We start from the raw sequence: 22,488 nt of genomic DNA, 5'->3' as shown, positions 1-22,488 counted from the left end.
ACCATGAGCGCACCCACCCGTGAGCTGCCCCGGATGCTGGCCCGGTACCGCGAGGAGATCGCGCCCGCCCTGCAGTCCGAGTTCGGCTACAGCAACGTCATGCAGATCCCCGGTCTGGTCAAGATCGTGGTCAACATGGGCGTCGGCGAGGCCACCCGTGACGCCAAGCTGATGGACGGCGCGGTCCGCGACCTCACCGCCATCACCGGCCAGAAGCCCGCCGTCGTGCGGGCCCGCAAGTCCATCGCCCAGTTCAAGCTGCGCGAGGGCATGCCGATCGGCGCCAAGGTGACCCTCCGCGGCGACCGCATGTGGGAGTTCCTGGACCGGCTGCTGTCGCTGGCCCTGCCCCGCATCCGTGACTTCCGCGGCCTGAACCCGAAGCAGTTCGACGGCCACGGCAACTACACGTTCGGTCTGACCGAGCAGTCGATGTTCCGCGAGATCGACGTCGACAAGATCGACCGTCCGCGCGGCATGGACATCACCCTGGTGACCACCGCCACCACCGACGAGGAGGGCCGCGAGCTGCTCACGCTGCTCGGCTTCCCCTTCGCCGGCCAGACCGTCGTGAACGCGACCCGCTGACGCGGTCTGCGTAGAAGGTAGGAGACCGAGAGATGGCCAAGAAGGCCCTTGTCAACAAGGCGGCCCGCACGCCGAAGTTCGCCGTGCGCGGCTACACCCGCTGCCAGCGCTGCGGTCGTCCGCACGCCGTGTTCCGCAAGTTCGGCCTGTGCCGGATCTGCCTGCGCGAGATGGCGCACGCCGGGGAGCTCCCGGGCGTGAGCAAGTCCAGCTGGTGAAGGACCGCTCCATCCCGTCGCGAGCCTGCTCGCGGCGGGGTGGAGCGGGGCTGTTCAGCAGTGACACCGACCAACCGGTCACCCAGATGAGCACCACCGATCGCCGACAGGCCCAGCGCCAAGTCTCCGGGACCCAGCGCATGAGGAACCGCGGCGAGAGAGGCACGACGCACCCATGACGATGACCGACCCGATCGCGGACATGCTCACGCGCATCCGCAACGCCAACCAGGCGTACCACGACGCCGCGGCCATGCCGTCGTCGAAGCTGAAGACGAAGGTCGCCGAGATCCTCCAGCAGGAGGGGTACATCGGCGGCTGGACCGTCAACGACGTCGAGGTGGACGGCCACGTGCGCAAGGAGCTCGTGGTCTCCCTCAAGTACGGCCCCAACCGCGAGCGCAGCATCGCCGGCGTCCGCCGCGTGTCCAAGCCCGGCCTGCGGGTCTACGCGAAGTCGACCGCCCTGCCGAAGGTGCTCGGCGGCCTCGGGGTGGCGATCATCTCCACCTCCACCGGGCTGCTCACCGACAAGCAGGCGACCAAGAAGGGCGTGGGTGGGGAAGTCCTCGCCTACGTCTGGTAAGAGGAGCGAGCAGACATGTCACGGATCGGACGACTCCCGATTCCGGTGCCCAGCGGAGTGGACGTCGCCCTGGACGGGCGCACGGTCAACGTCTCGGGCCCGAAGGGGAAGCTGAGCCACACGGTGGCCGCTCCCATCACCGTCGAGCGCGGTGAGGACGGGACGCTGCTGGTGCAGCGCCCCAACGACGAGCGTGAGAGCCGGGCCCTCCACGGCCTGTCCCGGACGCTGATCGCCAACATGATCACCGGGGTGACCCAGGGGTACGACAAGACCCTGGAGATCGTCGGTGTGGGTTACCGCGTGCAGGCTCGCGGCTCGGACCTCGAGTTCGCGCTCGGCTTCAGCCACCCGGTGGTGGTGAAGGCCCCCGAGGGGATCTCCTTCACCGTCGAGGCGCCCACCCGCCTGCGGGTGACGGGCATCGACAAGCAGCAGGTCGGCGAGGTCGCCGCCAAGATCCGCAAGATCCGCCGGCCCGACCCGTACAAGGGCAAGGGCGTGCGGTACCAGGGCGAGGTCGTCAAGCGCAAGGTCGGGAAGACGGGCAAGTGATGGCACAGGCAGCGAACACCGCGAAGGGTGCCCGGGTGCACAAGCCCGTGGGCACCGACGTCAGCACTGCGCGCCGCGTCTCGCGGCTGCGCCGTCACAACCGCCTGCGCAAGCGGGTGGGTGGCACGCCGGAGCGCCCGCGCCTGGTCGTCAAGCGCAGCTCCCGGCACATCCACGTCCAGGTCATCGACGACACGGTGGGCCGTACCCTGGCCAGTGCGTCGACCATGGACGCCAGCCTGAAGGGCGTCGAGGGCGACAAGTCCGCGCTGTCCCGCCGGGTGGGGGCCCTCGTCGCCGAGCGTGCCAAGGCCGCCGGCATCGACGCGGTCGTCTTCGACCGTGGCGGCAACCGGTACGCCGGGCGCATCGCGGCTCTGGCCGACGGTGCCCGCGAGGGCGGGCTGGACTTCTGATGAGCACCACAATCGAGATCGAGAGGGACGTCTGATGCCAGGACCACAGCGACGCGGCGGTGGCGCCGGCGGTGCCGGTGGCACCGGCGGCAACGACCGTCGCGACCGCCGGGACGGCGGTCGCGGACCCGGTGGTGCCGCAGAGAAGAGCCAGTTCATCGAGCGGGTCGTGGCGATCAACCGCGTCTCGAAGGTCGTCAAGGGCGGTCGGCGCTTCAGCTTCACCGCGCTGGTGATCGTCGGCGACGGCGACGGCACCGTCGGCGTGGGCTACGGCAAGGCCAAGGAGGTGCCCGCGGCCATCGCCAAGGGCGTCGAGGAGGCCAAGAAGCACTTCTACAAGGTGCCCCGCATCGCGGCCACCATCCCGCACCCGGTGCAGGGTGAGGCGGCGGCGGGTGTCGTGCTCCTCAAGCCGGCCAGCCCCGGTACCGGGGTCATCGCCGGTGGTCCGGTGCGCGCCGTGCTCGAGTGCGCCGGCATCCACGACGTGCTCTCCAAGAGCCTCGGGTCCTCGAACCCGATCAACATCGTCCACGCGACCATGCAGGCGCTGAAGGACCTCGTCCGCCCCGAGGAGATCGCGGCTCGCCGCGGCCTGCCCCTGGAGGACGTCGCTCCCGCCGCCATGCTGCGCGCGCGGGCCGGTCAGGGGGTCTGAGATGGCTCAGCTGAAGGTCACCCAGGTCAAGTCGGCCATCGGCACCAAGCCGAACCAGCGTCAGACGCTGCGTTCGCTGGGGCTCAAGCGGATCAACGACTCGGTCGTCCAGGAGGACCGTCCCGAGATCCGCGGGATGGTCGCGACGGTGCCGCACCTGGTCGCCGTCGAAGAGATCGTCTGAGCAGGGGAACGCAATGACTCTCAAGGTCCACCACCTGCGGCCGGCCCCCGGCGCCCACACCAAGAAGACCCGTGTCGGTCGTGGTGAGGGCTCCAAGGGGAAGACCGCCGGTCGCGGCACCAAGGGCTCCGGCGCCCGCGTGCAGGTCTCTGCCCGCTTCGAGGGCGGTCAGACCCCGCTGCACATGCGGCTGCCGAAGCTCTCGGGCTTCAAGAACAACAACAAGGTCGTCTTCCAGGTCGTGAACCTGGACCGGATCGCCTCCCTGTTCCCGCAGGGTGGCGCGATCGACCCGGACACGCTGGCCGACGCCGGCGCGATCCGGCGCGGTCAGCCGGTCAAGGTCCTCGGCACCGGCGAGCTCGGCGGGGTGTCGGTGAACGTGCGTGCGCACGCCTTCTCCAAGTCCGCCGAGGAGAAGATCGGCGCTGCCGGGGGCAGCACCACCCAGATCTGACCCAGCCGACCCCCGGGCCGGTCACCCGATGAGGGTGCCCGTCCCGGGGGTCGTCTGGCATCCAGCTCCCCACGGATAGGGTTGGACGGCCGCCCCGCGGGGCCCTGCCGCGAACCTGCGGGTGGTGGGGGGCGAGGTGGTCCATACACTCACACGACCGATTCGGGGAGGGCACGTGCTGCAGGCGTTCGCCGCGGCGTTCCGGACGCCAGACCTCCGGCGCAAGCTGCTGTTCTCCCTGGCCCTCATCGCCGTGTACCGGCTGGGTGCCAGCGTCCCCGGGCCGGGCGTCTCGATCGAGGCGATCAACAGCTGCCTGGACCAGGCCCAGGCCTCCGACCAGCGCGACGTCTACTCGCTGGTCAACCTCTTCTCCGGTGGCGCGCTGTTGCGGCTCTCGGTGTTCGCGCTGGGCATCATGCCCTACATCACCGCGAGCATCATCGTGCAGCTGCTGGTCGTGGTCATACCGAGGTTCGAGCAGCTCAAGAAGGAAGGGCAGTCGGGCCAGCAGAAGCTGACCCAGTACACCCGGTACCTGACGATCGCGCTCGCCGTGCTGCAGAGCACCGGGATCATCGCGCTGGCGCGCAGTGGGCAGCTCTTCCCGAACTGCCAGCAGGACATCATCCCGTCCGACTCGGTCTGGACCACCGTCGTCCTGGTGGTCACGCTCACCGCCGGCACGGCCGTGATCATGTGGCTCGGTGAGCTGCTGACCGAGAAGGGGATCGGCAACGGCATGTCCGTGCTGATCTTCACCTCGATCGCGGCGCGCATCCCCGCCGAGGGCGGGTCGATCCTGCAGACCCGCGGCGCCGTGGTGTTCACCGTGGTGTGCATCTTCGCGCTGGTGGTCATCGCCTCGGTGGTCTACGTCGAGCAGGCGCAGCGCCGCATCCCGGTGCAGTACGCGAAGCGGATGGTCGGCCGCCGCATGTACGGCGGCACGTCGACGTACCTGCCCTTGAAGGTGAACCAGGCCGGTGTCATCCCGGTGATCTTCGCGTCCTCGCTGCTCTACCTGCCGCAGCTGATCAGCCAGCTGCAGAGCGACTCGAGCGGTCCGGTGCGGCGGTTCTTCGAGAACTACGTGATCAACCAGAGCAGCCCGGTGCACATCGCGATCTACTTCGCGTTGATCGTCTTCTTCACGTACTTCTACGTGTCGATCACGTTCAACCCGGAGGAGCGGGCCGACGACATGAAGCGGTACGGCGGCTTCATCCCCGGCATCCGACCCGGGCGGCCGACCGCTGAGTACCTGCAGTACGTGCTGTCGCGGATCACCCTCCCCGGATCGATCTACCTCGGGCTGGTGGCGGTGCTGCCCAACCTGTTCCTCTCCATCACGCAAGAGGGGCAGAACCAGAACTTCCCGTTCGGCGGGACCGCGGTGCTGATCATGGTGGGAGTTGGCTTGGAGACGGTGAAGCAGATCGAGACGCAGCTCAACCAGCGCAGCTATGAAGGGTTCCTGCGGTAGTGCGCGTCGTGCTGCTGGGCCCGCCGGGAGCCGGCAAGGGGACCCAGGCCCAGATCATCGCCGGCCGGCTCGGCGTGCCCGCCATCTCCACGGGTGACATCTTCCGCGCGAACGTGAGCGGGAAGACCGACCTCGGGCGACAGGCCAAGGTCTACATGGACGCCGGTGACCTCGTCCCCGACGCGATCACCGTCGCCATGGTGTCCGATCGGCTGGCCGAGCCGGACGCCAAGGCCGGTTTCCTGCTGGACGGCTTCCCCCGCACCATCGCCCAGGCCGAGCAGCTGCGCGACTCCCTCGCCGAGATGGGCCATGCGGTCGACCGGTGCCTCGAACTCGTCGTCGACGAGGAGGAGCTGGTCCGCCGGCTCTCCGGACGCCGGATGCTCGTCGACGGCGAGTGGGTGCAGCGGGACGACGACAAGCCCGAGACCGTCCGGCACCGGCTCGAGGTGTACCGGGAACAGACGGCACCGCTGTCCGGCTTCTACGCCGAGGCAGGGCTGCTCAGCCAGATCGACGCCATCGGCGAGATCGACGAGGTCACCCGGCGTGCACTGCAGGCGCTCGGCGCCGAGCACGCCCTGGACGACGAGCCCGGGGACGAGCCGGCCGACGGCTCGACCGAGGACTGAGACCGGGGCTCTCCGGTGCACGGCGACCGCGGTGCCGCGCTCCTCGCCCGACTGCCCCTGTTGGCGAAGTGGAGTGGACGCATGATCCAGATCAAGACCGCGCACGAGGTCGAGTTGATGCGGGCCTCCGGTCTGATCACGGCCGGTGCGTTGAAGGCCGTCAAGGCCGCCGTCGCCCCGGGTGTGACCACCGGTGAGCTCGATGCCATCGCCGAGGACCACATCCGGTCGCACGGGGCGGTGCCGAACTTCCTCGGCTACCACGGGTTCACCGGCACCATCTGCGCGTCGATCAACGACGAGGTGGTCCACGGCATCCCCAGCCCGGACCGGGTCCTGGCCGAGGGGGACAACATCTCCATCGACTGCGGCGCGATCCTGCAGGGCTGGCACAGCGACTCGGCGGTCACCGTCACCGTCGGGGCGGCCAGCCCGGAGGACGCCGCGCTGCTGGAGGTCACCGAGCAGTCGATGTGGGCGGGGCTCGCCAAGGCGATCGCGGGTGGCCGGCTGACCGACATCAGCCACGCGGTGGAGGAGTCGATCACCGCACACGAGCACCCCTACGGGATCGTCGACCACTACGGCGGTCACGGCATCGGCACCGAGATGCACCAGGACCCGCACGTGCTCAACTACGGGCGGGCCGGCCGGGGGCCGAAGCTGGTCCCGGGCCTGGTGCTGGCGATCGAGCCGATGGTGACCATCGGCGACCCGGCCACCGTCGAGCTCGACGACGGCTGGACGGTGGTCACCAAGGACCACTCGCGGGCCGCGCACTTCGAGCACAGCGTGGCCATCACGCCGGAGGGCCCCTGGGTGCTCACCGCCGAGGACGGCGGCGTCTCCGGCCTGGCGCCCTTCGGCGTGACCGCCCGGTCCTGACCTGCCGGCCGCGGTCGCCTGGGGGCCACGCTCGGGGAGCGAGGTCACCGTCACCCGAGGCCGGGTTGGAGACCTGGTGCCACGGGGAGTACAGTGACCGATGGCGTTCGCGCCGTCCGTCGTCGTGCTGTGGCCGTATGCCGACGGACGCCCTCAGCGAGAGCGCCCGCACCAGCGTCATCCAGCAGTGAACCCCAGCACCACCGCCCTGTCGCACCGGCATGGGCGCATGCACGTCGATCGAACGAGGAGGCCGTGTAGGCGTGGCGAAGAAGGACGGGGCCATCGAGGTCGAGGGTCGCGTCGTGGAGCCGCTGCCCAACGCGATGTTCCGGGTCGAACTGCAGAACGGGCACCGGGTGCTCGCCCACATCAGCGGCAAGATGCGGCAGCACTACATCCGCATCCTGCCCGAGGACCGCGTCGTCGTGGAGCTCTCGCCCTACGACCTCACGCGCGGCCGCATCGTCTACCGCTACAAGTGACCCCTGCCGGTCCGGTGTCCCCACGGGTGCCGGGCTCCGGCCACGAACTACAGGAATGAGGGCGGCACCGGTGAAGGTCCAGCCGTCGGTGAAGAAGATCTGCGACAAGTGCAAGGTGATCCGCCGGCACGGCCGGGTCATGGTCATCTGCGAGAACGCCCGGCACAAGCAGCGCCAGGGCTGAGGGAGTACCTGACAATGGCACGACTTGCTGGCGTCGACCTTCCCCGCGAGAAGCGGATGGAGATCGCGCTCACCTACATCTACGGGATCGGGCCGACCTCGGCCAAGGCGACCCTGGCCGCGACGGGCGTCAGCCCGGACCTGCGCGCCAAGGACCTGACCGACGAGGACCTGCTCAAGCTGCGCGACTACATCGACGAGCACTTCCGCGTCGAGGGTGACCTGCGCCGCGAGGTGGCCGCCGACATCCGCCGCAAGGTGGAGATCGGGTGCTACCAGGGCCTGCGGCACCGCCGTGGCCTGCCGGTGCACGGGCAGCGCACCAAGACGAACGCGCGCTCGAGCAAGGGCCCGCGCAAGACCATCGCGGGCAAGAAGAAGGCTCGCTGATCCCAGCACGTCGGCGCACCGTCGCGGGTCCGTAGGGCCGGACCGGCGGTGCGCCTGAGCACGACCGCCCCCTCGGCTAGGACCGCGCGGGCGACCAGGCCACGAACACAGACTCAGACCGGAGAGAGATGCCTCCCAGGGCTCGCGCGGCAGCTGGCACCAAGAAGGTGCGCCGCAAGGAGAAGAAGAACGTCGCCCACGGCGCGGCGCACATCAAGAGCACCTTCAACAACACGATCGTGTCGATCACCGACCCCACGGGCAACGTGATCAGCTGGGCCTCGGCCGGCCACGTCGGGTTCAAGGGCTCCCGCAAGTCCACGCCGTTCGCGGCGCAGATGGCTGCCGAGAACGCCGCGCGCAAGGCGCAGGAGCACGGCATGCGCAAGGTCGACGTCTTCGTGAAGGGCCCGGGCTCCGGCCGCGAGACCGCGATCCGCTCCCTGCAGGCCACCGGCCTCGAGGTGGGTCAGATCCAGGACGTGACGCCGCAGCCGCACAACGGCTGCCGCCCCAAGAAGCGCCGCCGGGTCTGACCGGTCACTGACGAGACGAAGAGGTAGATAGACGTGGCCCGTTACACCGGAGCCGACTGCCGCATGTGCCGGCGCGAGAAGATGAAGCTGTTCCTCAAGGGCAGCAAGTGCGAGTCCCCGAAGTGCCCGATCGAGATCCGGCCGTACCCGCCGGGCGAGCACGGCCGCGGTCGCACCAAGGACAGCGAGTACCTGCTCCAGCTGCGCGAGAAGCAGAAGGCCCGCCGCATCTACGGCGTGCTGGAGAAGCAGTTCCGCGGCTACTACGAAGAGGCCAACAAGAAGTCGGGCAAGACCGGTGAGGTCCTGCTGCAGATCCTCGAGTCGCGTCTCGACAACGTGGTCTACCGGGCCGGCTTCGCCGAGTCCCGCGACATGGCCCGCCAGCTGGTGCGCCACGGCCACATCAAGGTCAACGGCCGCAAGGTCGACATCCCGTCCTACCGGGTGACCGCGAACGACATCCTCGAGGTGGCTGCAAAGTCCGCCGAGATGGTGCCGTTCCAGCTCGCCCAGGCGAAGGCCGGCTCCCGTCCGGTCCCGCCGTGGCTGGAGGTCATCTCCTCGCAGCTGAAGGTGCTGGTCCACAGCATCCCGGCGCGTCAGGTGATCGACACCCCGGTCCAGGAGCAGCTGATCGTCGAGCTCTACTCCAAGTGACCGACCGCCTCACCCCCACCGCCCAGCGGTGGGGGTGAGGCGTCGATCGGCTCCACGGCGGAGCGGGTGGACCGATGTCCGCCCCGCCGGCACCACCTCCCTCACGGCGTCATATGGCGGTCGCCGGAGGACACGAAGGAGAACCACCATGCTCATCGCACAGCGTCCGACCCTCACCGAGGAGACCATCGACGCCCAGCGCTCGCGGTTCGTCATCGAGCCGCTGGAGCCGGGCTTCGGCTACACCCTCGGCAACTCCCTGCGTCGCACCCTGCTGTCCTCGATCCCCGGCGCTGCTGTCACCAGCATCCGCATCGAGGGCACCCTGCACGAGTTCACCACCGTGCCGGGCGTCAAGGAGGACGTCACCGAGATCATCCTGAACCTCAAGGGCCTCGTGGTCAGCTCCGACTCGGACGAGCCGGTGACCATGTACCTGCGCAAGCAGGGCCCGGGTGAGGTCACCGCCGCCGACATCGCGCCGCCGGCCGGTGTCGAGGTGCACAACCCCGAGCTGCACATCGCGACCCTCAACGCGAAGGGCCGGCTGGAGATCGAGCTGGTCGTCGAGCGTGGCCGCGGCTACGTGCCGGCCACCCAGAACAAGCAGCCCGGCCAGGAGATCGGCCGCATCCCCGTCGACTCCATCTACTCGCCGGTGCTCAAGGTGACCTACGCCGTCGAGGCGACCCGCGTCGAGCAGCGCACCGACTTCGACCGCCTGGTGGTCGACGTCGAGACCAAGCCGTCGATGGAGCCCCGCGACGCGATCGCCAGCGCCGGTTCGACCCTGGTCGAGCTCTTCGGCCTGCTGCGCGAGCTGAACGTCGACGCCGAGGGCATCGAGGTCGGGCCGAGCCCGGCCGAGGCCGCCGACATCGCGAACTTCTCGATGCCGATCGAGGACATGGACCTCACCGTGCGGTCCTACAACTGCCTCAAGCGCGAGGGCGTGCACACCGTCGGTGAGCTCGTCACCCGCTCGGAGGCCGACCTGCTCGACATCCGCAACTTCGGTGCGAAGTCGATCGACGAGGTCAAGCTCAAGCTGGCCGCGATGGGCCTGGCCCTCAAGGACAGCCCGCCCGGGTTCGTCCCCTCCTCGGTGGAGAGCTACGACGAGGGCTACGAGACCGACGCGTACCAGGGCGACGCCGCCTACGGCGACCCCGCCCAGTACGACGAGGGCAGCTTCCAGGAGACCGAGCAGCTCTGACAGACGGACCCTGTCGCCCCCCGGGGCGGCAGGGTCCCGCCGGGTCCGGCACCGCCGGCCCCGGAGCACCACCCATCAGTGAACGCGCGGCTCGCAGGGACACCCCGGCGGCCTGAGGAAGGACCGACATGCCCACCCCCACCAAGGGCCCCCGTCTCGGCGGGTCCCCCGCGCACGAGCGGCTGATGCTGGCCAACCTGGCCACCTCGCTGTTCGAGCACGGGCGGATCACCACCACCGAGACCAAGGCCAAGCGGCTCCGTCCGCTGGCCGAGAAGCTGGTCACCTTCGCCAAGCGCGGTGACCTGCACGCCCGTCGCCAGGTCATGACGACCATCCGTGACAAGGACGTCGTCCACCACCTGTTCGCCGAGATCGGCCCGCGCTTCGCCGACCGGCCCGGTGGCTACACGCGCATCGTCAAGGTCGGTCCGCGCAAGGGCGACAACGCGCCGATGGCGATCATCGAGCTGGTCGAGGGCCAGACGGTGGCGCAGCAGGCCGTCGGCGAGGCCGAGCGCGCCCGGGGCACCCGGTTCGCCGCCGGCGCCGGTGCGTCGGCCGCTGCCGGTGAGGTCACCGCGGACGCCCGCGAGACCTCCGACGGCGACCTGACCGACGAGGGCGTCACCACGGGCCCGGGTGGGGACACCAGCCCGGCCGTGACCGGCGACGAGCCGGCCGAGGACCTCGCGGCCGGTCAGGCCGTGGTCACCGACGTCTACAACCCCGACGGTGAGCGGCAGGACGACGGCGACGTCACCGCTGAGCCCACGCGCGAGAACGCCGCCGTGGTCGACGACCCGGAGCTGTCCCCGGACGTGGCCAACGCGGCCGCCGCGGAGGTCGAGGCCGCTGAGCTCGGCGACGCCGCGACCGCGGGCACCCAGGCGCCCGGTGGCGAGCCGGCCACCGACCCGAAGTGACCTGACCGTCTCCTGACGGTCCGCTCCATGGAGCAGCAGCACGTCGACGAGCCCGCCACCGTGACCGGTGGCGGGCTCGTCCGCGTTCGGCTGGACGTGTCCTACGACGGGACGGCGTTGCACGGCTGGGCCCGTCAGCCCGGCCAGCGCACCGTCCAGGGCGAGCTGGAGCTGGGCCTGGCCACGGTGCTCCGGCACGACGTCGACCTGACCGTGGCCGGCCGCACCGACGCCGGGGTGCACGCCACCGGGCAGGTCGCCCACACCGACCTGCCGGCCGAGCTGTTCGCCCAGCACCACGGCAGGTTGCTGCGGCGGCTGCGCGGGGTGCTCCCCCCGGACGTGGCGGTCACCGGCGCCCGCGTGGTCAGCCCGGACTTCGACGCCCGGTTCGCCGCGCTGGCCCGGCACTACGTCTACCGGCTGACCGACGCCGACTCCGGTCCGCCCCCGCTGCGCCGGGCGGACACCGCCGCCTGGTCGCGCTCGCTGCAGGTGGCCGACATGCGGGTCGCGGCGGCGCTGCTGCTGGGGCAGCAGGACTTCGCCGCCTACTGCCGCCGGCGCGAGGGTGCGACCACCATCCGCACCCTGCTCGACCTCGACGTGACCCGGGACGGCGACCTGATCGAGATCCGCGCCTCGGCCGACGCGTTCTGCCACTCGATGGTGCGCAGCCTGGTGGGCGCGCTGATCGCCGTCGGGGAGGGGCGTCGCCCGGCGGGCTGGCCGGCCTCGCTGCTGACCCGGACGGAGCGGGCCAACGACGTGCCGGTGGCGCCCGCCGGCGGTCTCACCCTCGTCCGGGTCGACTACCCGGACGACGACGAGCTCGCGGCCCGGGCCGTGGTGACCCGGGCCAAGCGGCCCGAGCCCCACCGCGCCGGCCCGGGCAGCTCCGCCGGCGGGTAGCCGGGCGTCAGGGCAGGGCGGCGACGGCCTCGGTGACGGGGGTGTCGCCGGCGAGCAGCTCGACCACCGTGCCGTCCTTCGGGGAGTCGAGGAGGGCCAGCAGCACGGCGGCGACGTCGTCCCGGGAGACCTGGCCGCGGTCGCTCGTGCGCTCCAGGCGCACCCGCCCGGTGCCCGGCTCGTCGGTCAGGCCACCGGGCCGCAGCACCGTCGGGGTGAGGCCCGGCGCGGACAGCACGTGCTGCTCGGCCGCCAGCTTGGCGCGCAGGTAGGCGACGAAGACCTCGTCCATCCCCTCGGGGGTGCGCCCGTCGGCGACCTGCTCGACGCCGATCGAGGACACCAGCAGGTAGGGGCGCACCCCGGCGGCGACGGCGGCGTCGGCCAGCAGGACGGCGGCGCCCCGGTCGACGCTGTCCTTGCGGGCGGCTCCGCTGTTCGGTCCGCCGCCGGCGGCGAACACCACGGCGTCCGCCCCGCTGACGACGGCCGTGACGTCCTCGACCGTGGCCTGCTCGAGGTCGAGCACCACCGGCTGGACGCCGTCGGACTCCAGGTCGGGTCGGTGGTCGGGGTTGCGCACGATGCCGAGCACCGTGTCCCCCCGGTCGCTCAGCATCCGGCCGAGGCGGCGGGCGATCTGCCCGTGGGCTCCTGCGATGACGATGCGCATGCGGTGGCCCTACCCGGGCGGGCGGCGGGCAGTCCGACCGTGATCAGGGGCGCAGTGCGGCGGCGCGGGCGCGGGCCAGCTCCGCGGGGGTGTCGCAGTCGGTCCACGGCGCGGGGGAGCCGGACGGCGCCTCCGGCCGGTAGCGCTGCACCGCCAGGGGGGCCAGCACGCCGCGCAGGGGCGCGTGCGCCCGGGCCGACCCGGTCGCCTCCCGGAGCGCGGCCGTGCGCCAGACGCCGAGCAGCAGCTGGTCCCGGCCGGTCTCGTCGACCACCAGCACCCCGTCGCCGGTCAGCCGCCCGCGCAGCGCGTGCACCAGGTCCGGGGTGAGGAAGGGCAGGTCGGCGGCGAGGACGGCGACGACCTCGGCGTCCCCCACCGCGGCCAGGCCGGCCGTGAGCGCCGGCACCGGCCCGCCGCCCGGGGGCTCCTCCCGCACCAGCACGACGCCGTCCGGGACCGGCTGCGGCGGGCCGACCACGACGACCGGGGACGCGCCGTCGACCGCGGCCAGCACCGTCGCGAGCATCGACCGGCCACCGACGTCCAGCTGCGGCTTGGCCTGACCGCCGAGCCGGGCCGCGCGGCCACCGGCCAGGACGATGGCGGCGAAGGGCGGCAGCGGGGTCATGCGCGGAACGGTAGGGCGCGAGCCGTGAGTACCGTCTGCGGGGTGGGACGAGTCACCAGCCGCACCCCGGTGCTGCGCATCCGTGGGCCGCTGCACACCCGGCGGCCGGACACCGTCGCCTCGGAGGAGCCGCTGGAGATCCGGCTGGGCGGGACGCCGCTGGCGGTCACCATGCGCACCCCCGGCGACGACTTCGACCTCGTCCACGGCTTCCTGACCACCGAGGGCGTGATCGCCTCGGCCGCGGACATCGCCGGCCTGCGCTACTGCAACTCCGTGGACGACGAGGGGCGCAACACCTACAACGTGGTCGACGTCGACCTCGCCCCCGGCGTGGAGGCCCCGGACACCGCGCTGGACCGGAACTTCTACACGACCAGCTCGTGCGGCGTCTGCGGAAAGGCGAGCATCGACGCCATCCGCACGAAGACGGCCCACGACGTCGCCGCCGACGACACCCGGTTGACGCTGGAGACGCTGCTGGCCCTGCCGGACCGGCTGCGGGCCGCGCAGGAGGTGTTCGACAAGACCGGTGGGCTGCACGCGGCCGGGCTGTTCCGCGCCGACGGTGAGCTGGTGGCCCTGCGGGAGGACGTCGGACGGCACAACGCGGTGGACAAGGTGGTCGGCGACGCGGTCCGGGAGGGGCGGGTGCCGCTGGCCGGGCACGTGCTGATGGTCAGCGGCCGGTCGTCGTTCGAGCTGACCCAGAAGGCGGCGATGGCCGCGGTGCCGGTGCTGGCGGCGGTCTCGGCGCCCAGCTCGCTGGCCGTGGAGCTGGCCCAGGAGGTCGGCATCACCCTGATCGGCTTCCTGCGCGGTGACGGCTGCAACGTCTACACCCACCCCGAGCGGCTGGTGCTGGACCAGCCCGGGGCCTCCGTCAGTGGTCGCCGCCGCGCAGCTGGCTGACCACGTGGGGGAGCAGCGGGCCGAGGACGGCGAGGCCGTCCCGGACGCCGCCGGTGGAGCCGGGCAGGTTGACGATGAGGGTGCGGCCGGCGGTGCCGGCGAGCCCGCGGGACAGCACCGACGTCGGCACGTGGTCGGCGCCGAAGCGGCGCACGGCCTCGGCGATGCCGGGTGCCTCACGCTCGAGCACCGCCCGGGTCGCCTCGGGGGTGACGTCGGTCGGTGAGAGCCCGGTGCCCCCGGTGGTCAGGACGACGTCGGCCCCGCCGGCCACGGCAGCCCGGAGCACCTCGGTGAGCGCCGGGACGTCGTCCGGGCGGACGTGCGGGCCCTCCACGGCGAAGCCCAGGTCCCGGAGCCCCTCGGCGAGCAGCTGCCCCGAGCGGTCCTCGTACACCCCGGCGGAGGCCCGGTTGGAGGCGGTCAGCACGACGGCCCGGGCGTCGGCGGGCAGTTCGGTGCTCACCGGACCCAGTCGCCCTTCTTGCCGCCGGACTTGGCGAGCAGCCGCACGTCGGTGACCGACGCCCGCGGGTCGACGGCCTTCACCATGTCGATGACGGTGAGCCCGGCGACGGCGACGGAGGTCAGCGCCTCCATCTCCACCCCGGTGCGGTCGGCGGTGCGGGCGGTCGCGGTGATCTCGACGGCCTCGTCGGTCACCTCCAGGTCGACGGTCACCCCGTGCAGGGCGATCGGGTGGCACAGCGGCACGAGGTCCGGCGTCCGCTTGGCCCCGGCGATGCCGGCGATCCGGGCGACCGCGATCGCGTCGCCCTTGGGCACCCCGGTGCCGCGCAGCAGCGCGACCACCTCCGGGCTGACCAGGACCCGGCCGGCGGCGGTCGCGACCCGGGCGGTGACCGGCTTGGCGGTCACGTCGACCATCCGGGCGGCGCCGGTCTCGTCGACGTGGGTCAGCCGCGGTTGGCTCACTGGAGGGCTCCTTCGATCAGGACGACGGCGACCTGCGCGCCGGCCGGCAGTTCGGTGACGTCCTCGGGGACGACGACCAGGCAGTTCGCCCGGGCGAGATGGGCCACCAGGTGGGATCCGGGCCCGCCGACCTGGCTGACCACCGCACCGTCGAACCGGCCGCGGAGGAACTGCCGGCGGCCGGCGGGGGAGCGCAGCGGGGCGGCGAGCCGGGCGGTGGTGCGCAGCCGGTCGGGGTCGCGGTGGCCGAGCGCGCGGCGCAGGGCGGGCCGGACGAACACCTCGAAGGAGACGAACGAGCTGACCGGGTTGCCGGGCAGGGTCACCACGGGGACGCCGTCCACGGTGCCGGCACCCTGTGGCCCACCCGGCTGCATGGCGACCTTGCCGAACTCGACGGTGCCCAGCCCGGCGAAGGCGTCCTTGACCACCTCGTAGGCGCCGGCGCTGACCCCACCGCTGGTGACCAGCAGGTCGGCGTCCGGCAGCTCGGCGCGGACGGCGGTCAGGAACTGCTGGACGTCGTCGGGCACGAAGTGCAGCGTGCGGGCCTCGCCCCCGGCGTCGGCGACGGCGGCGGCCAGCAGCACCGAGTTGGACTCGTAGATCTGCCCCGTCCGCAGCGGCCGGCCCGGCTCGACCAGTTCGGTGCCGGTGGAGAGCACCAGCACCCGGGGCCGCCGGCGCACCGGGACGGTGGCGTACCCGACGGCGGCGGCCAGGCCCAGCTGGGCGGCGCCCAGTGCCGTCCCGGCCGGCAGGGCCAGCTCGCCGGCCCGGATGTCCTCCCCGGCGTGGCGCAGGTGGCTGCCGGCGGCGGGGGAGGAGCTGATGGTGACGGTGTCCGTGCCGGCGTCGGTGCGCTCGACCGGGACGATCACGTCGGCGCCGGCGGGCACCGGGGCGCCGGTCATGATGCGGTGCACGGTGCCCGGCTCCAGTGGCGGGACGTCGCTGCGGCCGGCCGGCAGGTCGGCCGCGACCGGCAGCCGGACGGGGGTCTCCTCCCGGGCGGCCCCCACGTCGGCGTGCCGGGCGGCGTACCCGTCCATGGCCGAGTTGGTGAACCCGGGCAGCGCCACCCGCGCCGTGAGGTCCCGGGCCAGCACCCGCCCCGCTGCTGCCGCGAGTGGGACGTCCTCGACCGGCAGCGGGGCGAGCAGCCCGGCGACCACCGCCTGGTGTTCCTCGACCGTGCGCACCCGCCCATCCTCACTGATGGCCGCGCCGGTGGCCCCGGCGCCGGGGTCGGTGGTGCGCTGCTGGTGCTCGCGCCACGGAGCGTGAGCGGGCAGGCTGTCCCAGTGATGATCATCAGCTGGCAGCCGGGACGTCGACCGCGGCGAGCCGACCGGTGACCGCCCCCGAGGGGCCCGCCGTCGTCGTCGGCCAGGTGGGCCGGGACCTCGTCCTCGACATCGACCGGCTGCCGCGCGGTGGCCGGTCCACGGCGGTCCGCCGGCGGCGCGAGGTGCTCGGCGGGAAGGGCGCCAACCAGGGGCTGGCCACCGTCCAGCTGGGCTGCCCGGTGGCGCTGGTCGGCGTCCTCGGCGACGACCCGGCCGGTGACCTGGTGCTGGCCCAGGCGGTGAGCGACGGTCTCTGGGTGTCCGGGGTCGTCCGCCGGCCGGACACGGCGACCGCCCTGCTGGTCGACCTGGTCGAACCCGGTGGCGTCCGGCGGCTGCTGGAGGACGTCCCCGGCCCGACCCTCCTCACCCCGGCCGACGTGGCGGCGGCCGAGTCGTTGCTCCGGCGTGCCCGGGCCGTGCTGCTGCAGCTCCAGCAGCCCGGCGACGCGGTGCGTGCCGCGCTGCAGCGGGCGCCTCGCGGTGCGCTGACCGTCGCCGACGGCGCACCCCCGGACGAGGAGACCAGGGACGCGCTGCTGGCCTCGGTCCACGTGCTGCGGGCCGACGAGACAGAGGCGGCGATGTGGGTGGGCAGCGAGCTGGACGGTCTCCGCGACGTGCGGGCCGCGGCCACCGAGCTGTGCGCCGCCGGCCCCCGGGTGGTCAGCCTCGCCGCCGGCGAGGAGGGCGACCTGACCGTGTGGCGGGAGCCCGGCGGTCAGGTGCGGGAGGAGCTGGTGCCCCTCCTGGGCCAGGACCCGGTGGACCCCACCGGCGCCGGGGACAGCGTGGTCGCCGCCCTGACCGTCGCCCTGCTCCGCGGCGCCGACCCCCGGTCGGCCGCCTGGGAGGCCGGCGCCGCGGCGGCGCTGACGGTGTCCCGGCTGGGCGGCCGGCCCCGGCTGTCCCCGGCCGAGGTCGCCCGGCTCGCCGAGGAGGGCCGGCGCCGGACCGAGGCGCAGCACCGGCCGTAGCCACGCCCGGTTACGGTGAGCGGCGATCGGCGCGCGACAGGAGGACCTGGTGACCGAGATCGACCGGATGCTGGCGGCCAACGAGGCCTGGCTCGGGGAGTTCCCCGGTGACCTCCCGGTGGCCCCGGCGCGCAAGGTCGCCGTCGTCGCCTGCATGGACTCCCGCATGCCGCTGTTCGGCATGCTCGGCCTGGCCGTCGGCGACGCGCACGTCATCCGCAACGCCGGCGGCGTCGTCACCGAGGACACCCTGCGCTCGCTGACGATCTCCCAGCACGTCCTGGGCACCCGCGCCGTCGTGCTGGTGCACCACACCGACTGCGGGCTGAACAAGGCCACCGACGACGAGGTCGCCGACCTGGTCGAGCAGCGCACCGGGCACCGCCCGCCGTGGACCGCGCGCACCTTCACCGACGTCGACGCCGACGTCCGGGAGTCGATGCGGCTGATCGGGGCGACGCCGTACCTGCTGAGCACCGAGGTCCGGGGGACCGTCTACGACGTGGCGACCGGGCGGTTGCGCGAGGTCAGCTGAGCGCTGCGCCGTCCGGCCGATCGGACGGCGGGGAACGCGGCTCGTGCGGCTGGTATCGTCGTCCGCTGGTGTGCGCCGCCGGCTGGTGCGCGCGCGTCCGGGACCCCGACCCCTCGGGTCGGTCCGCGTCTCCCGTGTTCGGTGAGGCGATCCCACCAGCCACCCGCCCGACGACGACAGGACAAGTGAGCCTCGTGCGCACGTACAGCCCCAAGCCCGGTGACATCACCCGGGCCTGGCACGTCATCGACGCCACCGACGTGGTGCTCGGTCGACTCGCCAGCCAGACCGCGCAGCTGCTGCGCGGCAAGCACAAGCCCCAGTTCGCCCCGCACGTGGACGCCGGTGACTTCGTCGTCATCGTCAACGCGGGCAAGGTCGCGCTGACCGGTTCCAAGCGGGACGTCAAGACCGCCTACCGGCACTCGGGCTACCCGGGTGGCCTCAAGGCCATCAACGTCGGCGACGAGCTGCGCACCCGGCCCGACCGGGTCATCGAGCGCGCCGTCAAGGGCATGCTGCCGCACAACTCGCTGGGCCGGCAGATGCTCTCCAAGCTCAAGGTCTACGCCGGCCCTGAGCACCCGCACGCCGCCCAGCAGCCCCAGACCTTCGAGATCAAGCAGGTGGCCCAGTGACCAGCGCACTGACCGTGACCGACGCCGACGGGCGTCCCATCCAGACCGTCGGCCGCCGCAAGGAGGCCGTCGTCCGGGTGCGTCTGCTCCCCGGCACCGGCCAGTTCACGCTGAACGGCCGCAGCATCGAGCAGTACTTCCCGAACAAGGTGCACCAGCAGCTCATCCGTGAGCCGCTGGTGATCCTGGAGAAGGCCGAGCAGTACGACGTCGTCGGCATCCTCAACGGTGGTGGCGTCAGCGGCCAGGCCGGTGCCCTCCGCCTGGCGATCGCCCGCGCCCTCATCGAGGTCGAGCCGGACGACCGTCCGGCGCTGAAGAAGGCCGGCTTCCTCACTCGTGACCCCCGTGTCACCGAGCGCAAGAAGTACGGCCTGAAGAAGGCCCGCAAGGCCCCCCAGTACTCCAAGCGCTGACCGGTACGTCCGTGGGTCGCCTGTTCGGGACCGACGGCGTCCGGGGTCGGGCCAACGCCGACCTCACGCCGGAGTTGGCCCTCTCGGTGGCGCGTGCCGCCGCCAGCGTGCTCGCCGACCGCGACGGGACCTCGCGTCCCGTCGCGGTCGTCGGCCGCGACCCCCGCGCCAGCGGGGAGATGCTCGAGGCGGCCGTGGTCGCCGGCCTGGCCAGCGCCGGGGCCGAGGTGCTGCGCGTGGGCGTGCTGCCCACGCCGGCGATCGCCCACCTCACCGGCCGCACCGACGCCGACCTCGGCGTGATGATCTCGGCCAGCCACAACCCGATGCCCGACAACGGCATCAAGCTGTTCAGCCGCGGGGGCCACAAGCTGCCCGACGCGGTCGAGGCGGCGATCGAACGCCGGGTCGCCGGCCGGGACGAGGCCGACCACCGGCCCACCGGTGGCGGGATCGGCCGGGTCCGCGACCTGGCCGGCGCAGCCGAGGACTACACCGCGCACGTGCTGTCGGCACTGCGCGAGCCGCTGCGCGGCCTGCGCGTCGTCGTCGACTGCGCGCACGGCGCCGCCGCCCGCTCCGCCCCCGAGGTCTACCGCCGGGCCGGGGCCCAGGTGAACGTGATCGGTGGCGAGCCCGACGGCTGGAACATCAACGACGGCATCGGCTCGACCCACCTGGGGCCGCTGATCGAGGCCGTCGCGGCGCACGGCGCCGACATCGGCATCGCCCACGACGGTGACGCCGACCGCTGCCTCGCGGTCACCGCCGACGGTGACGTCGTCGACGGCGACGCCATCCTGGCCATCTGCGCCCTCGCCCTGCACGAGAGCGGCAACCTCACCGACGACACGGTCGTGGCCACCGTGATGAGCAACCTCGGCTTCCACCACACCATGCGCAAGGCCGGCATCACGGTGCACACCACCGCGGTCGGCGACCGGTACGTGCTCGAGGCACTCCGCTCGCGCGGCCTGTCGCTGGGCGGCGAGCAGAGCGGTCACCTGGTCTTCCTGGACTGGGCGACGACCGGCGACGGCCTGCTCACCGGTCTGGCCCTGCTCTCCCGGATGAGCGCCACCGGCGCCTCGCTGTCCGAGCTCGCCTCCGTGGTGCAGCGACTGCCGCAGACGCTGGTCAACGTGCCGGTGACCGACCGGCTGGCCGTGGTGGAGAGCGACGAGGTGGCCGAGGCGGTGAACCGGGTCGAGGAGGAGCTGGGCGACACCGGCCGGGTGCTGCTGCGGCCCTCGGGCACCGAGCAGCTGGTCCGGGTCATGGTCGAGGCGCCGACCCAGGAGCAGGCCGACGAGGTCGCCGGCCGGCTGGCCGCGGTCGTCGCCGCCACCGGCTGACGCCCCTCGCCCGCTCGGCCGCCGGACTCACGTCACCGGACGGGGGCCGCTGTCCCCGGTACTCTCGGGCGAATGTGCGGCATCGTGGGGTACGTCGGCCCGAAGGACTCACTGGACGTCGTCCTGGAGGGTCTGCGGCGACTCGAGTACCGGGGTTATGACTCGGCCGGTGTGGCCGTGCTCGCCGACGGGCAGCTGAGCACCGCCAAGAAGGCCGGCAAGCTGGCCAACCTGGAGAAGGAGCTCGCCGAGGCGGGGCTGCCGGCCTCCACCCTCGGCATCGGGCACACCCGGTGGGCGACGCACGGTGGCCCGACCGACCGGAACGCCCACCCGCACGTCTCGGCCGACGGGTCGGTCGCGGTGATCCACAACGGGATCATCGAGAACTTCGCCCCGCTGCGGGCCGAGTGCCAGGCGGCCGGCGTCGAGTTCAGCTCGGAGACCGACACCGAGGTGGTCGCCCACCTGCTCGCCGCCGTCTACGCCGAGACCGCCGAGGGCCCCGGCCGGCTCGCCGAGGCGATGCGCACGGTGAGCCGCCGGCTGGAGGGTGCCTTCACCCTGGTGGCCACCCACGCCGCGGAGCCGGACACGGTGGTGGCCTCCCGCCGCAACAGCCCGCTGGTCGTCGGCGTCGGCGAGGGCGAGTACTTCCTCGGCTCGGACGTCGCCGCGTTCATCGCGCACACCCGCAACGCCCTCGAGCTGGGCCAGGACCAGGTCGTCGAGCTGCACCGCACCCGCGGGGTGACGGTGACCGACTTCGACGGCGCCGCCGTGGAGCCGACCGCCTACACCGTCGACTGGGACGCCGCGGCCGCCGAGAAGGGCGGCTACGACTGGTTCATGCTCAAGGAGATCGCCGAGCAGCCCCGGGCGGTGGCCGACACCCTGCTCGGCCGCCTCGGCGAGGCCGGTGAGCTGGTGCTGGACGAGGTGCGGCTGTCCGACCAGGACCTCCGCGACATCGACAAGGTCTTCGTGGTGGCCTGCGGCACCGCCTACCACGCCGGGCTGATCGCCAAGTACGCCATCGAGCACTGGACCCGCATCCCGGTCGAGGTGGAGCTGGCCAGCGAGTTCCGCTACCGCGACCCGGTGCTGGACCGCTCGACGCTCGTCGTCGTCATCAGCCAGTCCGGCGAGACGATGGACACCCTGATGGCGCTGCGGCACGCCAAGGACCAGAAGGCTCGGGTGCTGGCGATCTGCAACGCGAACGGGTCGACCATCCCGCGGGAGTCCGACGCCGTCCTCTACACCCACGCCGGGCCGGAGGTGGCCGTCGCGTCGACGAAGGGCTTCCTCACCCAGGTCGTGGCCTGCTACCTGGTCGGTCTCTTCCTCGCCCAGGTGCGCGGGGTCAAGTACGCCGACGAGGTCGCTGCCATCGTCGAGGACCTCCGCAGCCTGCCCGACGCCGTGACCCGGGTGCTGGCCGACATGGACCCGGTGCGGGAGCTCGCCCGCTCGCTGGCGACCGAGGACACCCTGCTGTTCCTGGGCCGGCACGTCGGCTACCCGGTGGCCCTGGAGGGCGCGCTCAAGCTCAAGGAGCTCGCCTACATCCACGCCGAGGGCTTCGCCGCGGGCGAGCTGAAGCACGGTTCGATCGCGCTGATCGACCAGGGCACCCCGGTGGTCGTCGTCGTGCCCTCACCGCGCAGCCGTGAGTCGGTGCACGGCAAGGTCGTCTCCAACATCCAGGAGGTGCGTGCCCGGGGCGCCCGCACCATCGTGATCGCCGAGGACGGGGACGACGACGTGCTGCCCTACGCCGACCACGTGATCCGGGTGCCGCGCACGCCGACCCTGCTCGCCCCGGTGGTCACCACCGTGCCGCTGCAGGTGCTGGCCTGCGAGATCGCCAGCACCCGGGGCCTGGACGTCGACCAGCCGCGCAACCTGGCGAAGTCCGTCACCGTCGAGTGATGCCCCGGCTCCTCAGCTCTGATCAGGACGCTCCTATGACGCGTCAAGTCGCGATCGGTGGTGATTCGAGGCGTCGGTAGAGCTCGCGGGCGATGTAGCGCTTGAGGCAGCGTTTGATCTCGCGGTCGGTCTTGCCCTCGGCTCGGCGGCGG

General features: G+C 72.5%; 31 protein-coding genes. 26 read left to right on the top strand and 5 right to left on the bottom strand.

Translation table 11 applies throughout. The features are described 5' to 3' along the window. Positions 1 to 3 precede the first annotated feature (3 nt). The 19 genes from rplE to truA all read left to right on the top strand — a co-directional run bounded on the left by rplE (position 4) and on the right by truA (position 11,979). Complete coding sequence (rplE, locus tag ACJTNH_RS14560) at positions 4 to 588, top strand: 50S ribosomal protein L5 (RefSeq protein ID WP_222194236.1); 585 nt, start codon at positions 4 to 6, stop codon at positions 586 to 588. Between the two features lie 32 nt (positions 589 to 620). Then, positions 621 to 806, top strand: a complete 186-nt coding sequence (locus ACJTNH_RS14555) for a type Z 30S ribosomal protein S14 (RefSeq protein WP_222194235.1) — start codon at positions 621 to 623, stop codon at positions 804 to 806. A 175-nt stretch (positions 807 to 981) separates the two neighbouring features. Continuing rightward, positions 982 to 1,392: a 30S ribosomal protein S8 gene (rpsH, locus tag ACJTNH_RS14550; RefSeq protein WP_222194234.1), complete on the top strand. Its 411-nt coding sequence runs from the start codon at positions 982 to 984 to the stop codon at positions 1,390 to 1,392. Positions 1,393 to 1,407: 15 nt separating this feature from the next. Further along, positions 1,408 to 1,947, top strand: a complete 540-nt coding sequence (rplF, locus tag ACJTNH_RS14545) for a 50S ribosomal protein L6 (protein WP_222194233.1) — start codon at positions 1,408 to 1,410, stop codon at positions 1,945 to 1,947. 35 nt (positions 1,948 to 1,982) lie between these two features. Beyond that, on the top strand, positions 1,983 to 2,363 hold the full coding sequence (gene rplR, locus ACJTNH_RS14540; RefSeq protein ID WP_458176830.1) for a 50S ribosomal protein L18: 381 nt from the start codon (positions 1,983 to 1,985) through the stop codon (positions 2,361 to 2,363). Positions 2,364 to 2,397: 34 nt separating this feature from the next. After that, positions 2,398 to 3,024: a 30S ribosomal protein S5 gene (gene rpsE, locus ACJTNH_RS14535; RefSeq protein ID WP_458176828.1), complete on the top strand. Its 627-nt coding sequence runs from the start codon at positions 2,398 to 2,400 to the stop codon at positions 3,022 to 3,024. Between the two features lies 1 nt (position 3,025). Beyond that, positions 3,026 to 3,208 carry a 50S ribosomal protein L30 gene (rpmD, locus tag ACJTNH_RS14530; RefSeq protein ID WP_164699904.1) on the top strand — a complete coding sequence of 61 codons (183 nt, stop codon included), beginning with the start codon at positions 3,026 to 3,028 and terminating at the stop codon, positions 3,206 to 3,208. A gap of 13 nt (positions 3,209 to 3,221) precedes the next feature. Beyond that, positions 3,222 to 3,665 (top strand): 50S ribosomal protein L15, encoded by a 444-nt coding sequence (rplO, locus tag ACJTNH_RS14525; RefSeq protein WP_222194230.1) that lies wholly within the window; start codon positions 3,222 to 3,224, stop codon positions 3,663 to 3,665. 175 nt (positions 3,666 to 3,840) lie between these two features. Then, positions 3,841 to 5,151: a preprotein translocase subunit SecY gene (secY, locus tag ACJTNH_RS14520; protein WP_458176826.1), complete on the top strand. Its 1,311-nt coding sequence runs from the start codon at positions 3,841 to 3,843 to the stop codon at positions 5,149 to 5,151. Continuing rightward, positions 5,151 to 5,786, top strand: coding sequence for an adenylate kinase (locus tag ACJTNH_RS14515; RefSeq protein ID WP_458176824.1), 636 nt, complete (start codon positions 5,151 to 5,153; stop codon positions 5,784 to 5,786). The genes secY and ACJTNH_RS14515 overlap by 1 nt, the downstream gene beginning before the upstream one ends. A gap of 81 nt (positions 5,787 to 5,867) precedes the next feature. Then, the gene (gene map / locus ACJTNH_RS14510; protein WP_458176822.1) at positions 5,868 to 6,671 is read left to right on the top strand and encodes a type I methionyl aminopeptidase; all 804 of its coding nucleotides are present in this window, start codon (positions 5,868 to 5,870) and stop codon (positions 6,669 to 6,671) included. Between the two features lie 263 nt (positions 6,672 to 6,934). After that, on the top strand, positions 6,935 to 7,156 hold the full coding sequence (infA, locus tag ACJTNH_RS14505) for a translation initiation factor IF-1 (protein WP_012950459.1): 222 nt from the start codon (positions 6,935 to 6,937) through the stop codon (positions 7,154 to 7,156). 70 nt (positions 7,157 to 7,226) lie between these two features. Then, a complete protein-coding gene (gene rpmJ, locus ACJTNH_RS14500) occupies positions 7,227 to 7,340 on the top strand; it encodes a 50S ribosomal protein L36 (RefSeq protein WP_014742835.1) in 114 nt (37 codons plus the stop codon). 14 nt (positions 7,341 to 7,354) lie between these two features. After that, entirely contained in the window at positions 7,355 to 7,729 is a 375-nt protein-coding gene (gene rpsM, locus ACJTNH_RS14495; protein WP_036334299.1) for a 30S ribosomal protein S13, read from the top strand. Positions 7,730 to 7,857: 128 nt separating this feature from the next. Next, a complete protein-coding gene (rpsK, locus tag ACJTNH_RS14490; RefSeq protein ID WP_026844840.1) occupies positions 7,858 to 8,265 on the top strand; it encodes a 30S ribosomal protein S11 in 408 nt (135 codons plus the stop codon). A 33-nt stretch (positions 8,266 to 8,298) separates the two neighbouring features. Then, positions 8,299 to 8,925 carry a 30S ribosomal protein S4 gene (gene rpsD / locus ACJTNH_RS14485; protein ID WP_458176819.1) on the top strand — a complete coding sequence of 209 codons (627 nt, stop codon included), beginning with the start codon at positions 8,299 to 8,301 and terminating at the stop codon, positions 8,923 to 8,925. Positions 8,926 to 9,073: 148 nt separating this feature from the next. Continuing rightward, positions 9,074 to 10,141 (top strand): DNA-directed RNA polymerase subunit alpha, encoded by a 1,068-nt coding sequence (locus ACJTNH_RS14480; RefSeq protein ID WP_458176817.1) that lies wholly within the window; start codon positions 9,074 to 9,076, stop codon positions 10,139 to 10,141. 128 nt (positions 10,142 to 10,269) lie between these two features. Further along, positions 10,270 to 11,067, top strand: a complete 798-nt coding sequence (gene rplQ, locus ACJTNH_RS14475; RefSeq protein WP_458176815.1) for a 50S ribosomal protein L17 — start codon at positions 10,270 to 10,272, stop codon at positions 11,065 to 11,067. 27 nt (positions 11,068 to 11,094) lie between these two features. After that, a complete protein-coding gene (gene truA, locus ACJTNH_RS14470) occupies positions 11,095 to 11,979 on the top strand; it encodes a tRNA pseudouridine(38-40) synthase TruA (RefSeq protein WP_458176813.1) in 885 nt (294 codons plus the stop codon). Between the two features lie 7 nt (positions 11,980 to 11,986). On the opposite strand, the gene ACJTNH_RS14465 is transcribed toward truA, so the two are convergent. Together ACJTNH_RS14465 and mobA are read right to left on the bottom strand one after the other, a co-directional pair. Then, positions 11,987 to 12,652, bottom strand: a complete 666-nt coding sequence (locus tag ACJTNH_RS14465) for an NAD(P)H-binding protein (RefSeq protein ID WP_458176811.1) — start codon at positions 12,650 to 12,652, stop codon at positions 11,987 to 11,989. Positions 12,653 to 12,695: 43 nt separating this feature from the next. Next, entirely contained in the window at positions 12,696 to 13,283 is a 588-nt protein-coding gene (mobA, locus tag ACJTNH_RS14460; protein WP_458176809.1) for a molybdenum cofactor guanylyltransferase, read from the bottom strand. Between the two features lie 42 nt (positions 13,284 to 13,325). On the opposite strand from mobA, the gene fdhD reads away from it, so the two are divergent. Then, positions 13,326 to 14,195 (top strand): formate dehydrogenase accessory sulfurtransferase FdhD, encoded by an 870-nt coding sequence (gene fdhD / locus ACJTNH_RS14455; RefSeq protein WP_458176807.1) that lies wholly within the window; start codon positions 13,326 to 13,328, stop codon positions 14,193 to 14,195. On the opposite strand, the gene ACJTNH_RS14450 is transcribed toward fdhD, so the two are convergent. Genes ACJTNH_RS14450 through moeA form a run of 3 tightly spaced genes read right to left on the bottom strand, consistent with a single transcriptional unit; the run spans position 14,167 to position 16,333 of the window. Beyond that, positions 14,167 to 14,661 (bottom strand): MogA/MoaB family molybdenum cofactor biosynthesis protein, encoded by a 495-nt coding sequence (locus ACJTNH_RS14450; RefSeq protein ID WP_458176805.1) that lies wholly within the window; start codon positions 14,659 to 14,661, stop codon positions 14,167 to 14,169. The two genes, fdhD and ACJTNH_RS14450, sit on opposite strands and share 29 nt — an antisense overlap. Further along, a complete protein-coding gene (gene moaC / locus ACJTNH_RS14445) occupies positions 14,658 to 15,131 on the bottom strand; it encodes a cyclic pyranopterin monophosphate synthase MoaC (protein WP_458176804.1) in 474 nt (157 codons plus the stop codon). Before moaC ends, ACJTNH_RS14450 begins: the two co-directional genes overlap by 4 nt. Next, the gene (gene moeA, locus ACJTNH_RS14440; RefSeq protein WP_458176803.1) at positions 15,128 to 16,333 is read right to left on the bottom strand and encodes a molybdopterin molybdotransferase MoeA; all 1,206 of its coding nucleotides are present in this window, start codon (positions 16,331 to 16,333) and stop codon (positions 15,128 to 15,130) included. The genes moaC and moeA overlap by 4 nt, the downstream gene beginning before the upstream one ends. Positions 16,334 to 16,485: 152 nt before the next feature. Between moeA and ACJTNH_RS14435 the strand changes: the two genes are divergently transcribed. The 6 genes from ACJTNH_RS14435 to glmS all read left to right on the top strand — a co-directional run bounded on the left by ACJTNH_RS14435 (position 16,486) and on the right by glmS (position 22,336). Then, positions 16,486 to 17,457: a PfkB family carbohydrate kinase gene (locus ACJTNH_RS14435; RefSeq protein WP_458176801.1), complete on the top strand. Its 972-nt coding sequence runs from the start codon at positions 16,486 to 16,488 to the stop codon at positions 17,455 to 17,457. Positions 17,458 to 17,506: 49 nt separating this feature from the next. Beyond that, positions 17,507 to 17,992: a beta-class carbonic anhydrase gene (locus ACJTNH_RS14430; RefSeq protein WP_458176799.1), complete on the top strand. Its 486-nt coding sequence runs from the start codon at positions 17,507 to 17,509 to the stop codon at positions 17,990 to 17,992. A gap of 194 nt (positions 17,993 to 18,186) precedes the next feature. Further along, on the top strand, positions 18,187 to 18,630 hold the full coding sequence (gene rplM / locus ACJTNH_RS14425) for a 50S ribosomal protein L13 (protein WP_458176797.1): 444 nt from the start codon (positions 18,187 to 18,189) through the stop codon (positions 18,628 to 18,630). Then, positions 18,627 to 19,046: a 30S ribosomal protein S9 gene (gene rpsI, locus ACJTNH_RS14420; RefSeq protein WP_458176795.1), complete on the top strand. Its 420-nt coding sequence runs from the start codon at positions 18,627 to 18,629 to the stop codon at positions 19,044 to 19,046. Before rplM ends, rpsI begins: the two co-directional genes overlap by 4 nt. Positions 19,047 to 19,057: 11 nt before the next feature. Further along, positions 19,058 to 20,401, top strand: a complete 1,344-nt coding sequence (glmM, locus tag ACJTNH_RS14415; protein ID WP_458176793.1) for a phosphoglucosamine mutase — start codon at positions 19,058 to 19,060, stop codon at positions 20,399 to 20,401. A gap of 72 nt (positions 20,402 to 20,473) precedes the next feature. After that, complete coding sequence (gene glmS, locus ACJTNH_RS14410; protein WP_458176791.1) at positions 20,474 to 22,336, top strand: glutamine--fructose-6-phosphate transaminase (isomerizing); 1,863 nt, start codon at positions 20,474 to 20,476, stop codon at positions 22,334 to 22,336. Positions 22,337 to 22,488 lie beyond the last annotated feature (152 nt).

It is taken from the genome of Modestobacter lacusdianchii (genome assembly GCF_054177765.1).
This window is presented reverse-complemented; position numbering and strand designations above follow the sequence as displayed.